The following is a 14,039-nucleotide window of genomic DNA, read 5'->3' as shown; positions in this document are numbered from 1 at the left end:
GTCAGTACATCGTCCTGTTGAGTCGGTCGAGCAGCCGCGGGTGTTCGAACAGTTCCGAGACCGCCTCTGCGAACCCGGCGACGGCGAAGACGAACGCAGCGTTGCGCACCTCGTCCGACTCCCTCGTCTCGCTTTCGTACGCCTGTAGTTCCTCGAGGACGTCGCCCGCGGGCGAGATGACGTTGACCTCGCCGCGGTTGTCCTCGACGGTCGATTCCGCCTCCGAGAGCTTCGATTTTAGTTCGGCTCGCTGGCTCACGCGGTCGGCCGCTGCCAGCTCGAAGAGGTCGTCGAGGTCGTAGTCGGCCCGCCACTCCTCGGAGGCCTCGCGCATGTCGGCGCACGCGCTGAAGAGGTCGACGTTGTGTTTCGTGTTCATCGCGTTGTCGACGCCCTCGACGCAGCCGCGACCCGCGGACAACGTCGCGTCGACGACCGGGTCGGGTTCGACGCCGGTCTCCGCGAAGCGGGTTCCCGACTCGGGAACCCGTTCGACGGCGTCGGCCAGCGACTGCGCGACGCTGGCGTAGTAGCCGTGGATGGCGGAGTCGAGCCGCCCGCCCGGCAGGAGGTCGTCCGCCTCGCGGCGCAACGCCTCCAGCGATTCCCGCTGTGTCGCCGATAACTCGTATTCGAAGGGCACGTCCAGCGTGACGGACGTGGTGTCGTCCTCGGGGACGGTGACCCGCGATCGAACGTCCTCGAACGGGGCGCCGTCGACCGAGCCGACGAGCGTGTACTCGCCCGCCGGAAGGCCGACCGCGTCGTCGCCCTCGTCGGTCGGGCTCGATTCCTGGAGCCGTTCGCGTAGCCACTCGTCGTCGGTGTCGAGGCTGACATTTACCGCGTCAGTCGGCTCCCCGCCGATGGCGGTTTCGAGCCTGAGTGTGCCGGTCTTACCGACGACCCGCAGCTCCGACGGGAGGTCGTTCGGGTCGTTCACCCTGCGGGAGTCGGGCTCGTATCGGTCGTGTGTCGCGGTCACCTCCACGGAGGAGGCGGTCACCGGGAGCGTCAGCGACGCCCGCCCGTTGGCGTCGGTCGTCTCGGAGATCCGCTCGCCGTCGAACTCGGCGGTCACGGTCGCACCCTCCACCGGCTCCCCCGTCTCGTCGATGACGCTGACGTGTTTGCTCACGGGTTGGAAGCTGAGCGTCAGTTTCTCGTCGAGCAACTCCGCCGTCTCGGTGACGGTGGTGCCGTTGTAGGAGGCGGTGAACTCGTACGGCTCGGCGTTGAGCGTCCATGTAACGACCCCGCCGTCGACGGCCTCTTCTCGACCGCCGCCGTCGTGGTTCACGCCGCTCGTCGACGCCGATGACTGCCCGGTCGGGCGCGCCGTCAGGTACACCTCATCCGAGAGCCGCTCGTTCGCGAACCCGTCGGTGATCCGAACGCGGACGTCCCGCGTCCGCTGTGTCGCCGTCGACGAGCCGGAGCCCGAGCCGCCGCCTATCTGACCGACGGCGTAGCCGAGCCCCAACATGCCTAGCACAAGGACTCCGACACCTAGTCCGATCCCTATTTGTCTGGATGGAATCCCTCCAACAGTGGAGGGAACCAGAGAAGACTCGTTCCCGGACGATCCGTTCGCACTCCCGTTCATGTCGTTCTGTGACTCGGTCGCCGGTTGAAGCGCCGACAGCTCACTGCCCTCGCCGACGCTGACGGTCGTCGACGGCGCATCAGCGAACGCGACGACCATCCGGTATGATCCTTCCGGGTTCAGTTCCGATTCGTCCGGGAGTCCGGCCAGCGAGAGCGTCGCGCCGTCGACCGATGCATTGCTCAGTACGCTGACCTCGCTCGACGTGGACAGGAGGACGAACGAGAGTTCGTCGCCTTCGAACGATTCGTCCTCGAGCGTCACGCTACGGTTCCCCTGGGCGACGGCCGCGGAAACGGCGCCGCTGGGGTCGTGGGTTTGCGACAGAACCGACGAGCCGTCCGTCGAGACCTCGACGGCGACGCTGTCGGTGCCGGCGACGTACTCGTTCTCGACGGTCACCGACGTGACGCCGTCAGTCCCCTCCGCGGTCGTCGTCTCCGCGTACTCGCCGTCCGGGTCGGTCGTGTTGAGGTACACACCGTATTCAGTGTCGGCGACCAACAGCGGCGACTGCACCGTCACGCGTCCCGGCGACACGAGGACGGTCGCGTCGGGGGCGACGTCAGCGAGCGTCACGCCGGTGTCGCCCGTGATCGACGGACCCCCGTCAGTCGCCGCGAACGTCAGGGTTGCCGGCGGAGCCAGCAGCCGTTTGAACGCGTCGTTTCGGTCGATCGTGACGGTGCCGTTCTCGAGCGTCGCCGAGAGCGTCGCGGTTCGATCGTCGCCGTCGGCAGTCGCATTGAGGTGGAACGACCCGTCGATCCCGGCGGTGTCGTCCGTCGTATTTAGGGTGAGTCGTCCCCTGTCGTTGAAAGACGCGCTCTCGTCTGCAATGTCGAGGTGCCGGAGGTCGACACCTGTCTCGTTGAGAAGTTCTTCGCCATCAACAATCGACACCCTAATCGTGGTGTTCGTTAGCGAGAAGTCGGGGAGTTCACCTGAAGCGACGCGGTAGCGGTACACGTCGTCCGCTTCCGGATTTTCTGCGGTTGTGGTCAACGTATCATCTCCACCGTCCGATTCGATCTTGATCTTCACCGCCGATTTGCTGTCGTTAAATTCGTTTGCGTCGAGTTCGAACTCAAGCGTTCCGGAGCCAGTCTGATTCAGGTCACCGGGCGCCATCACCGTCCCCGAGGTCGTTAGCCCTTCGGCCGTGTCGGAGGCGGGAGCGACGGCCGTCACGGCCGCCGTCGCCGGTCCGGCGACGAGCACGAGCGCGAGGAGCGCGACGAGCACCGACTGGAGTGTGCTGGTTCCCATCTCGGTCACCTCGCGTTGATGGACACGTAGCGTTCGAGGTTCTCCGTGAGGTCGGCGACGTGCGCCTCCGAGATGGAGTCCTCGGGTGCGTTCCCTAGCTGACGTGCGGCCTCGACGTTCTGCTTGTGCGTCTCGAAGGCGTCCCGGGAGTGGTCGAGCAGCGGGTTCAGGTCGAAGCCGCCGAGCAACACCAGCACGTCCACGTCGTTGCCGCGGGTCCGCTTCGGCGTCAGCGTCGTCATCCCGACGGCGCCGCCGATGTCGTTGTCGCGCTTCCACTCCCCGAAGGCCGACTGGACGCCGGTCTCGGTGATGTCCCCCGACTCGATGAGTTGTTCGGGCGCGCGAACGACCGCGTACGCCGCACGCGCCGTCGTCACGTCCATCGGGACGAACGTCTGTTCGGCCGCGCGGTCGAACATCAGTTCGTACTCGAGCATCCGCCCGTTGAGGCCGGTCGCGACCGCGGGCGTGAAGTGGTACGCGCCGATGTTCGACGGCTGGGCGACGTAGTCCTCCACGTCGATGACGCCGCGGGCCTCGCGGCCGGCGCTGATGAAGAGGTCGATCGCGGTGACGATCTTGTCGTTCACCGCGTCGTAGCTGCCCTGCCCCCCGTCGCCGTCGAGGTGGGAGTTGCTCGCCAACAAGACCATGTCGGCGTTCTGCTGGCCGTCGCGTCGCATCAGGAGGCGTGACAGCCCCATCAGGGCGTTGAACTGCCGCTGTGCTGGCTCGTCGTAGTAGGGCCACGCCGCCAACGCGACGTGGACGACACTGTCCATCCACGGCCGGAGGTTCGACGCGTCCGACCCGCCGGACAGCTGTTCGATCAGGTACGGGATCGACCCGTTTCCGGTCCCGCCGCCGAGCGTCGTCATGTGCATGAACGCGTCGGCGCCGGTCATCCGCTCCTGGATGTCGCCGACGATGAGGTCGATGTCCTCGCGTGCACACTGCTCGCCCGCGATGAAGTTGTTCCCGACGCCGCGCTTGGAGCCGAACACCGTCGTGTACTCGGAGGTGTCGTCGAGCGACGCCCGCTCGATGGTGTTCAGGATGTCCGCGCGGTTCGTGTTCAACAGCGCGATCCGGTCGTCGATGCCGGGGTTCTCCTCGCGCGCGAGCAGTTCGGCCGCGATCCGGCCGCCACCCTCGCCCGAGGAGACGACGCCCCAGCGGGTGAACGTGTCCGCCCGGGACATCAGGCGCTCACCCCCGTCTCGTCGGCGGCGACGTCGGCGTCGAGCTCGCGCAGCGTCGTGCGAATGAGGTCGTCGGAGGCCGGTACCGAGAGGAACTTCCGCCGCATTTCGTCGTATGTCATCGTTTCGCCGTCACTCAGGTTGTGGGTCGTGATCGTGTCCAGTCGCGACCGGAACTGGTCGTGGTCGTACACGAGAACGCGCCCGTCATCGAGCGTCGCCTCGTGTCCTTCCTCCTCGGCCCACAGAACGAGGAGACAGGGGACGTACTCCGCCGCGACGGGAATGTCCGAGTCGGGCGTGAGGTACTCGTCGGCGGCGAATCCCTCCTCCAACTTGGGCGCCACCGTCGGGAGCTGGCTCCGCACGTCATCGGTGTCGTCGCCGCAGACGCGCTCGCGGAGTCCGATCTCCTCGAGCACGAGTTCGACGGACTCGTTGTCTGAGACCTGCAGCGTCGCTTCCGCGTCGGCGAAGCTCTCTGTCGGCGTGCTCGCGCTCACCGTGTACTCGCCGTAGGGGACCTCGTCGAACGTCGCCTCCGTGGCGACGAACGTGCTCGCCGTCTCGCGCTCGGAGACGCCGTCGCCGGAGAGTTCGATCGTCAGATCGTGCTCCTCCCCGGTCGAGGTCGCCAACTGCGCGGTGGCGGTCACGTCGTACGACTCGCCGCCGCCCTCGGCGGCGATCGCGGGCACCGACGAGTCGAACTCGACGCCGTCGTTCGCCTCGGCGTACAACTCGAGGAACGGCGTCGCGTCACGGACCGGCAGATCGTCGCCGGTTACGCGTCCCTCCGTCCGAACCCCGTCGGCGATCCGCTCTTCGACCATGCCGTAGGAGTCGGCCACGGAGGCCTTCGACTCGGCCGCGTCGACCGCCTCCGTCAGGTCGGCGGCCGCCGCGAGCCACTCCTCGCGGAACGCGTCGAGGCCGTCGGCCTCGCGGAGCCGCGCCTCGTAGTCGGTCGCCACCGCCGGCGGCGCCGTGTAGAAGCCGACCGGCACGTCCGCGTCCCTGATCACCTCGACGTTCGTCTCCAGTTCCGTCTCGAGGGTCGCCACGACGCTCGTCGCCGCCCGGCGGACGTCCTCGCCGACGGCGTCCAACTCGTCGCTCGCGAGCGCCGAGTCGATGCCCGAGAGCGTCTCGCGCGCCTCATCGAACGTCCGCAGGTCGTCGTCGGCCGCGTAGCGGTCGACGTCGACGGAGTCGATCGTCGAGAGGAGCTTGTCGATGCTGTCGCGGTCGGCGGTGAACGCCGCGCTCACCTCCGACTCGGCGTCGCCCTGGGCGTCGTCGATGGCGGCGCTGGCGGCGTCCCAGTCGGCGTCGTCGATGGCTGCGCGCGCAGTTTCGAGATGGGACTCGATCCGCGCGGCGTCGCCGTCGTACTCGTCGACGGTCGATTCGATGCGGTCGACCGCGTCCTCGAACACGTCGGCGGCCTCCTCGCGCGCCTTCGAGAGGACCCGCTCGGTCTCCTCGGGGGCGGCGCCGTCCGGAACGTCGTCCGGCACCGTCGAGACCGGCACGCCGTCGCCGTCGAGCACGGACTCGTCGACCGAGCGCGCGCCCTGCCGGGCGTGTTCGATCTGTGAGCGCCCGAACGCCGCGAACGACTCGTCGCGGTCGTCGGCGAACGCGCTCACGTCCGCCTGCAGCTTGTCGAACTCCTGCACGCGGCCGGGCGAATCGACCGAGATCGTCGCCGCGGCGACGTCGACGGAGACGCCGGCGTCCCCGAAGTCGTCGGCGATCTGGCGTGCCCGCGTCTCGAGTTCGCCGGGGTCCCACCGGTCGTGTTCGGCCTTGAGTCGGTTGTACGTCGTCAGTTCGTCGCGGAACGCCTCCGCGGCCGAGCGGGCGGCTTCCTGCACGAAGTCGCCCTGACTCGTGTTGTCACGCGTGAGTACGCCGCGAACGTACAGGCCGATCGACGCCACGACGGCGAGGGGCGCGCCCACGCCGATGACGTACACGCCGATCTGTGAGCCGAAATAGAGGAACGAGAGCAGGCCCACGAGCGCGGTCGCGAGAACGATTCCACCGATTCCGAGTGCTGCCTTGTACTGTCTCTTCATAGAATCACCGCCAGGAGGTCGCCGCCGCCGAGGACAGCGCCGACCGCCGCGACGGCGAGCGCGACGACGCCGATGGCCAGCGGCACTGCGATCTGCTTCGGGCTGTACTGCGTCGCCGTCGAGACGCCGCGGTCGATCTCGATCTTCTTCAGCGTTCGACGGGCGAGGAGGTAGCCGACCCCCCCACCGACGATGAGACCGCCCAGCAGCGCGCCGCCGAGAACGAGCCGAACGGTCATCGCCGCGTTCCCGCCGCGCCGTTCGAGGGCGCCGAGATACGCGTTCAGGTTCTCGCGCGTCGTCGCTTGGGTGGCCGAACGCTTCGTCCCGACGGCGTCGATCACCGTCCGCGCGTCCTCGGCGTCTCCCGCCTCGGCGGCGGCGAACGTCGCCCGTTCGAGCTGCTGCCCGGCGGTCGTCAGGTTGGCCTCCTCGACGGTCCCCAACTCCTCCGCCGGGTCGGTGTCGAGCGCGCTCCCGTTCTCGGCCGCCGCCGCGAGCGTCTCGGAGGCGTTCGTCGCCTCGGAGCGCCTCGTCTCGAACGCCTCGTTCGCGTTCCGGTACGCATCAAGGTCCGACTGAGATTCGAACTGGAGGGTTACCGACTCGCCGTCGACAGTCGTCGTGGTCGTGTACCCGTTCTGGACGCCGATCGTCGGGCCGGAGAGGTCGGACTTCTGTGTCACCGCGCTCGCGGGGTCGATACCGTCGACGCCGGCGGCGACCGTGACGACGACGCTGGAATCACGCTCGGTCACCGACTCGATCCCCTGTGCCGCGTCCGCGTCGAATCCCCACGCCGCGTCGTACGGCTCCGGTTCGTCGCCCGAGCAGACGTACAGCGTCAGCGTCGTCCCCGGATAGACGGTCGCGTCGCCGACGCGCTCGTCGGTGTCGTAGTACGCGACGAGCTGGTTGTCGCCGATGCCGGCACACGGGGCGTCCGGGTTCGCCGCGCCGGCGACGACGCCGGGACCGACCGCCAACGCGATCGTGACGACCGCTACGACGAGCGCGGCGCTGGATCGCGTCCCCGGCATCTCAGCGCATCCCCCGGTTTTGATAGGCGAACACCGCACCCCCGATCGCGCCGATCCCGACGCCGAGGCCGCCGCCGAGCAGGGCCGGCGAGAGCGGGAACGACGCCATCGAGACCGCCGTGTTCGTCTCATCGTACTGCTCGGCGATCTCGTCGGTGAGCGCGCCAATCGGCTGGCTGTCGTCGGCGGACTCCTGTGCGACCCCGGTCGTCGCGAGCACGCCGCCCAGCAGGACGAGTCCGACCGCGATCAGAAGCATCGCCCCGCGCGTGCGGTCGACTCCCTTCACGGCGTCACCCCCGCAGCGTGCTCGGCCGCGAGGTCCTCGATCTCGGCCAGCCGTGAGATGTCCTCGCGCGCGAACGTCAACAGCGTCGTGAACGACGCGAGGTTCCGCTTCGTCAACGTCATCCCGATGTTGACCTCCGGGCAGTAGGAGTCGAGCAGCCCACGGATCACCGACACCTGGATCCGGTAGTCGTCGTCGACGAGGTACGGCGCTGGCGCGCGAACTTGTCCGATCGCCTTGACCGCGTCCGTCGGGTTCACGTCCTCGACGCTGCGTTTCGAGACGGCCAGTCGCGAGAGCGTCGCCCCGTCGACCGACTTGCGCCCGACGAACGGAAGCAGATAGCCGGGAAGCGAACGCGTCATCGTGACCGACCGCCCGAGCGTCGCGTAGCCGACGCCCCCGTCGTCGAGCGTGAGCGACGTGACAACGTCCTGCAGGTCGATCACGGGCGCGTCGAGGTCGTCGTACTCCCCGGGGTTGATCCGTTCGAGGATCGGGCCGGAAATGAGGTCGACGATCGCCGAGGCGGCGTAGTCGTTGTACTCTTTGAACCGCCCCTCCGCGGCGTCCTCGTACGCGAGCCGCTGGTTGTCGACGAGGATCACCCCGTCGACGTGCTCCTCCAGGCGGTCGAGCCCGTAGATCGCGTTCGTCGCCTGGCGGGTGGCACTGGGACCGTCGTCGCCGGTCACCGTTCCCGCCGTGTTCGGCAGCACCGCGACGGCGATGATGTCCGTCGACGAGCCGCCGTACTCGCGGATCGCCTCCGCGAGGTGCGGCGCGATCCCGCACCCGGTGCCGCCGCCCAGCCCGAGGAACAGGAACGCGAACGGCGGCGTGCCGTCGCCGAACCGCTCCTCGTAGGCGTCGACTAACTGTGGCTGCTGTCCCGCGAGCGCGGCGTCGGCCTTCTCCGGGTCCCGGCCGAACCCGCCGGTCACTTCTTCCTCGAACCCCGCCGTAGTGCCGGGTACGAGCCCACTCCCCTCGGAGACCCCGTACCACGCCTCACGTTCGATGTTCGAGAGGTTTTGGAGGTCCCGTATCGTCGAGTTGAACGCGACTGGCGTGGCCAGCTGGGCGACACGCTGGTGGTCGAACACCGCATCCACCAGCGAACACCCCGCCTGACCGGCGCCGACAAAGAGATATGGCATTGTCTACCTGACCCGGACTTTTGGTAAGGCCAACATAACTCTACCGTCACATGTACGCTTTGCGATAACTGGAACCGGGGGTCACCCGCGGAGCCGTCTAAGCATCACGCTGTACTCGTTGCGTTCGTACAGTGCCTCGACTCGGTCGAGCAAGTCGTCGGCCGCCGAGGCGATCCCCTGAGCGCGCCCTTCCTCTCCGGCCGAGAGCGCCTCGCGTGCGCGCTCCTCCATCGTCTCCGTCAACGACAGGAAGAACATCGGGATGCTGTGGTTGTGGTCGGTTCGCGAGTCGACGTAGCGGGACCGGATCTCCCGTCTGCGCTCGTCGAGCGCGTCGACCGCCGCGCCGGCATCGCCGACGGCCGTGCCGGCGTCGTCGCCCGTCGCATCCCCACCAACCGCACCTCCGGCCACGGAACCGTCGGCGGCCGTCACGTCCGTGTCGGCCGCGCCCCCGGCCGTCCCCGATTCGAGCAACGGGAGCAGGTCGCGCTCGTAGAAGGCGACCTCCTCGCGGACCGCGTACGGGACGACGGCGTTGCTCGCGTCGGCGCGCTCCAGCATCGCGTCCAGGCGGTCGACGCGGTCGCCGATGGCGTCCGCGACGGGGCCGTCGATCCCGGACACCGTCTCCCCGAGCGACCGAACCCGGGCGGCGACGTCGTCGGCATCGACGTCGGCGGTGAGGTTCCGGACGGTCGCGGCCTCGTTAAGCGCGTCGACGCCCTCGCGAAGCGCGTCGGCAACCTCCTCGGGGTCGTCGCTGGCGACGCCGTCGAGCAGGTCCCGTGCCGGCTCGCACTCGGCGCGGTTGTTCGCGCGGACCCGCCGCGCCGCTTCCGAACCCGGCGCGCCATCGGCGGCGGAACCCGAGTCCGCGTCCTCGGCGGCCTCGGCGAGGAGTTCGACCCGCTCGGCCAGCGTCGCGTCCCGCCGCGGCTGTGGGCCGTCGATCCGCCCGAGCGCGCGATCGACGACGACGCGCGCGTCCTCGGCCTCCGTCGCCGCCGCGTCGCCGCCGCTGTCGCTGGCGGCCTCGGCCATCCGGGCCACGCCCGCCGCGAGGTCGTCGTCGACGCCAGTCAGTCGGCCCGCGGTCCGCTCGGGGTCCTCGAGTTCGATCGCCCGATCGATGTCGTCGGCCGCCTCGAGCCGGTCGACCGCGTCCGAGAGCGCCTCGCGGACCGCTCCCTCCCCCGTCGCCGACGGGGTCGCGAGCGCGTCGAGCAGCGACGCGGCGCGGTGGCCGCTCGGTCGCTTTGATCGGGACACGTCGTCGGCGACGGTCGCAACGACGCCGTCGCCCTCTGAGCCGCCCCCGCCCTGCCCTCCCGAGACGGGCCGATCGATGCTGAGGCGTCCACGCTCGACCAGCGTCGCGAGTTCGCGCGCCTTGTCGGCGGGCGGAGCGTCGTTCTCGACGCGGCCGTCGGGGCCGGCGATGTCGGCGGCCGCAGCGAGCCGGTCAAGCGACTCCTCGAGTTCGCCGAGCGTCCGCTTTACGTCGCCCTCGGTCGGCCGCGAGCCGAGGCGATCCGCGATCGCCTCGATGTCGGGTTCCTCCGAGCCGCCGAACAGGCCCATGAACACGGCCGCGATTGGTGGTCCCGACATGGGTCACAGCATGTTGGACCGGCCGAGGCAGTCGAATAACGGCTGCACCTCGTTCCACACGTCGCGGATGTCCTCCGCCTGCACGCTCTGGCCCTCGTCCTTCAGGCGCTTGGCGTGCTCGTACATCGACTCCAGCGACGGCATCCGTGGGTTCCACAGAGTCCCCCACATGAACACGTCGTCGAGGTACGGGATGACGAGCTGGTTCAGCTGCACGTCGACGGTCTCGACGCCAGAACGCGAGCCGGCGTCGAGGAACTCGTCGCCGTTGAGGATCTCCTGGAGCGTCCCGTCGGTTACGAACTCGGAGACGTCCGACATCTGCTCCTCCGGCCCGTAGATCATGAAGTTGCCGCCCCACGCCGTCGAGGGGTCGAAGTCGGCGAGCCGGTTCTGCAACAGCGTGTTGCGCGCGAGCAGTTCGAGGCTCGACCGCGAGATGTCGTCCGATCGAAGCCGGCCCAGCGCCGGCGCGAGCACGACCGCCGGGCGCTCCTCGGGCGCCATGTCGTGCGGATACTTGTCCTCGACCAGCCGGAAGCTGTCGGCCACGTCGAAGACGCTCCCGCGGATGCTCATCGTCGCGTCGCGGTCGGTGAGTTGCGGCGTCGACGACATCGTGAACGCCTCCAGGAACGCCACCAGCGGCTTGTTGAGGTCCGCGAACTCCGGCGGGTTGTACTGGTCGATCCCCTCGATACGCGGCTCGATGTCGGTGCTCGCACGGCGCAGGTGGTCGTTGTTGAACGGGATGATCGCGTCGGCCGACCGCGAGATTCGCGACAGGCCGATCACGCCGTTCGTCTTCGCGCGGCCGCCGACGGCCGACTGCTGGCCGCCCTCCGAGGGGATGACGACGGAGCTGAGGATCGCCTGGTCGATTACGAGTCCCGACTCCTGGACCTCCTCGCGGAGCTTCTCGGCGATGACCGGCGTCGCCCCGCAGCCGGTCCCCTTCGTGACGCTGTGGACGAGCATCACCGCCTGCGCGTCGCGGATGTCCTGGCTCGTCATGTCCCAGCGGTCGCGGAAGGGATTGCTCCCGTCGGCGAAGTCGGCCGCCGCCACCTTCGCGCCGTTGCTCCAGCGGTACCCCATCCCGCTGTAGCCGTGCTTGCCGAACCCGATGATCGAGTTCGACAGCAGGTCGTTGCGGGAGTACTCCTTCAGCTCCTTCGTGTAGTAGGTCTGCTCCAACTCCGCGATGTTGGTGTTGAGCAGGCCGTAGCCCGCGAGCCCGCCCTGCCAGATGCGGGCGCGGTCCTCGTGGTTGCGCGCGAGGGTGTCGCGACGCATCAACACGGCGTCGACGATGTTGTTGCCGGCGCCGCCGATCCCGATGAGGAACCACTTGCGGCCGTACATCTCGCCGTCGTCGTCCATCGACACCGGCCCCAGGTCCTCGGCGCCGCCCAGATCCGTCGGGGCGTCGCCGCCGGCGGGGGCGTCGGGGGCGTCCGCTCCGCCGGCTCCGTCGCCGTCCTCGCCCGTACCCTCCTCGAACAGGTGAGCGAACCGGTCGCCGTAGATGGCTCGCACCGACGGCTGCGCGTCGCCGTGGGCGTTCAGAACGTGTTCCTCGATGCTATCCTCCTCCCAGTCCGCCGGTGCGGTAAAACAGATCTCGCAGGATTCGGTCATTTTGTAGTCTCTATGGATGCGGTTACGTGTACTTTTCGCGGAAGCGCCGGTGCGCCGCCGACATGGATCGCTCGATCGACTCGCCCTCGGCCGGGGTGAACTCGATGAACCCCGGCGGCTCGGGGCTCTGGAGGTCGACGGCCTCGAACAGGTCGGACTGTCGACCGGCGAACCGCTCGACGTTGACGAGCACGTCCCGGGTCGCGACCGAGTCGGGGAGATCCTCCAGCCGGAACTGGACGATCCGGTCGTCGCCCTCGGCGACGCGCTCGAACTCGCGGAACGCGTACAACACGCCGTCGACGACCTCCTCCGGCGGCGCGACGCGAACCGACTCCCGGCCCGATCCCGTCTCGACCGCATCGGGCTGGTTCGATGTACCGGCCGGGTCGCCGGCGTCGTCCGAGGAGGTGTCGCCCGCGGCCGCCACATCGGTGGCCGGAACCGTCCCGTCCGCGACGCCGTCGTAGGTGAACGTGATCCGGCCGCCGCCGGCGTCGAGGGTCGCGTCGACGCCGTCGTAGCCGGCCCGGATGGCGGGAACGATCGCCTCGATGTATTCGTCGGGGGTCTCCGTCGGGATCGACACGGTGGCATGACGGGCGTCGATCGTCGCCTCCAGCGTCGACAACAGTTCCGCCGTCGTCACGAGCATCGCCGCCCGCTCGGCGGCGTCCTCGGCGACCGAGAGCGCGTCGTCGAACTGGCAATCGTGCAACGCTTCGCGCGCGCGGTCGAGATCCGACTGCACGTCGCGTGCGCCGGCGAGGTCCGGGTCGCGTCCGGCGACCAACACCTCGTCGATCCGATCGCGGAAGGGAACGTCCACCGCCTCGATCTGGTCGTCCAGCGTATCGAGCCGGGACTCCGCGGTCGAGATCGCCTCGACGACGGGCGCCTCGCGCTCGCTAACGTGCGCGCGGACGCGCTGACGGTGTTCGTCGACCGCCTCGACGGCCGCGGCGACGGCGCCGAACGAGTCGGCCGACCGCGTCAGCGACTCCAGTTCCTCGTCGACGTGATCGAGGTGGACCGCGTCCGCGCCGCCCGGGATCGACACCTCACGGTGTTTGGTGGGGAGGTTGACCGTTCGGTAGCGTTCGCCGTACTCGGAGCGGACGACGAACTCCCCGTACTCGGTTCGGATCCCGCTGGCGAGCGCCTGACGGAGCCGGTCTGTGAGCTCCTCGATCCGGGCCTCGGGATCGAGGCCGTCGATCTCGGATTCGACGCCGGCGCGGGCCGCCTGCGCGGCCTCGCCGTCGGACATCGTTCGTACCTCGGCGATGTCGTCGTCGATCCCGTCCAGACGTGTACGGAACTCCTCGGCTCCCTCGCGGACATCGCGAACACCGCCGGGGGCAACGTTCGAGAGCGTCTCGAGTCCCTCGAAGCGGGCGTCGAAGGCGGTGTCGAACGCCGACCGCTTGTTCGCTAGATCGGCCTCCAGACGCCCGAGGTCGTCCCCGGTCTCCTCGAGCACCACCTCGTTCCACGGGTACGTCGCGACCGCGAACAACTGGAGGGCGGCCGCACATACGGGAACGGCGTAGAACGCGGCGAACTGGACGAGCGGGACGTCGGCCGAGGTCAGCGGCGCGTACACGCCGAAGAACAGCGCGAAGAACAGCACCGACGAGAGCGTGGCCGCCCCGTAGGCGGCCTCGCGGTGCTCGACGAGCAACATCGCGCCGCCCTGGGCCGCCCACGCCAGCGCGATGAGCAGGAACAGCCCCATCACGACAGCCGAACTGTCCTTGAACACCACCGCCGCTTCGAACAGCACGGGGATCGACAACACCGGATCCGCGATGGGCGTGAGCCCCGCCGAGTTCGACGTGTAGCCGAACAGCGCCAACAACGTCTGCACGAGCGCGATCACGAGGGGGATCCCTGCCGCCCCCCACGCGACCGTTTGCCCGTGCGCGGTTCTAGACATGTACTACCAGCCACACACGGGCACACGTATAAAACAGTTGACCGTATTTTTCGGATCTGAGAGTTGAGAGGAAACCGATCGGTACCCGACTGTCCTGTCGATATCGCTCGAATTTCCACCGAGTAGGCGTGTACTACCGGATCTCTCATGGGGTAGTTGCCGAGATACGAGACCGCCGTGCGATCGCCCGGC

General features: G+C 68.7%; 9 protein-coding genes. All 9 read right to left on the bottom strand.

Going from position 1 to position 14,039, the window contains the following annotated elements; translation table 11 throughout:
• Position 1: 1 nt before the first annotated feature.
• Positions 2–2,875, bottom strand: a complete 2,874-nt coding sequence (locus K6T36_RS16785; protein WP_222923879.1) for a carboxypeptidase regulatory-like domain-containing protein — start codon at positions 2,873–2,875, stop codon at positions 2–4.
• Positions 2,876–2,880: 5 nt separating this feature from the next.
• Positions 2,881–4,080, bottom strand: coding sequence for an FtsZ/tubulin family protein (locus K6T36_RS16780; RefSeq protein WP_222923878.1), 1,200 nt, complete (start codon positions 4,078–4,080; stop codon positions 2,881–2,883).
• Positions 4,080–6,164, bottom strand: a complete 2,085-nt coding sequence (locus K6T36_RS16775) for a hypothetical protein (RefSeq protein WP_222923877.1) — start codon at positions 6,162–6,164, stop codon at positions 4,080–4,082. The genes K6T36_RS16780 and K6T36_RS16775 overlap by 1 nt, the downstream gene beginning before the upstream one ends.
• On the bottom strand, positions 6,161–7,204 hold the full coding sequence (locus K6T36_RS16770) for a hypothetical protein (RefSeq protein ID WP_222923876.1): 1,044 nt from the start codon (positions 7,202–7,204) through the stop codon (positions 6,161–6,163). The genes K6T36_RS16775 and K6T36_RS16770 overlap by 4 nt, the downstream gene beginning before the upstream one ends.
• A 1-nt stretch (position 7,205) precedes the next feature.
• Positions 7,206–7,493 carry a hypothetical protein gene (locus tag K6T36_RS16765; protein ID WP_222923875.1) on the bottom strand — a complete coding sequence of 96 codons (288 nt, stop codon included), beginning with the start codon at positions 7,491–7,493 and terminating at the stop codon, positions 7,206–7,208.
• Complete coding sequence (locus K6T36_RS16760; RefSeq protein ID WP_222923874.1) at positions 7,490–8,653, bottom strand: FtsZ/tubulin family protein; 1,164 nt, start codon at positions 8,651–8,653, stop codon at positions 7,490–7,492. Before K6T36_RS16760 ends, K6T36_RS16765 begins: the two co-directional genes overlap by 4 nt.
• 81 nt (positions 8,654–8,734) lie before the next feature.
• Positions 8,735–10,267, bottom strand: a complete 1,533-nt coding sequence (locus K6T36_RS16755) for a hypothetical protein (protein ID WP_222923873.1) — start codon at positions 10,265–10,267, stop codon at positions 8,735–8,737.
• Between the two features lie 3 nt (positions 10,268–10,270).
• Entirely contained in the window at positions 10,271–11,908 is a 1,638-nt protein-coding gene (locus K6T36_RS16750; protein WP_222923872.1) for an FtsZ/tubulin family protein, read from the bottom strand.
• Positions 11,909–11,930: 22 nt separating this feature from the next.
• Positions 11,931–13,847: a hypothetical protein gene (locus K6T36_RS16745; RefSeq protein ID WP_222923871.1), complete on the bottom strand. Its 1,917-nt coding sequence runs from the start codon at positions 13,845–13,847 to the stop codon at positions 11,931–11,933.
• Positions 13,848–14,039 lie beyond the last annotated feature (192 nt).

The sequence above is a fragment of the Halobaculum roseum genome, assembly GCF_019880245.1.
GTDB classification, from domain to species: Archaea; Halobacteriota; Halobacteria; order Halobacteriales; family Haloferacaceae; genus Halobaculum; species Halobaculum roseum.
The sequence above is the reverse complement of the archived record's forward strand: the minus strand, read 5'-3'. Positions and strand labels throughout refer to the sequence as shown.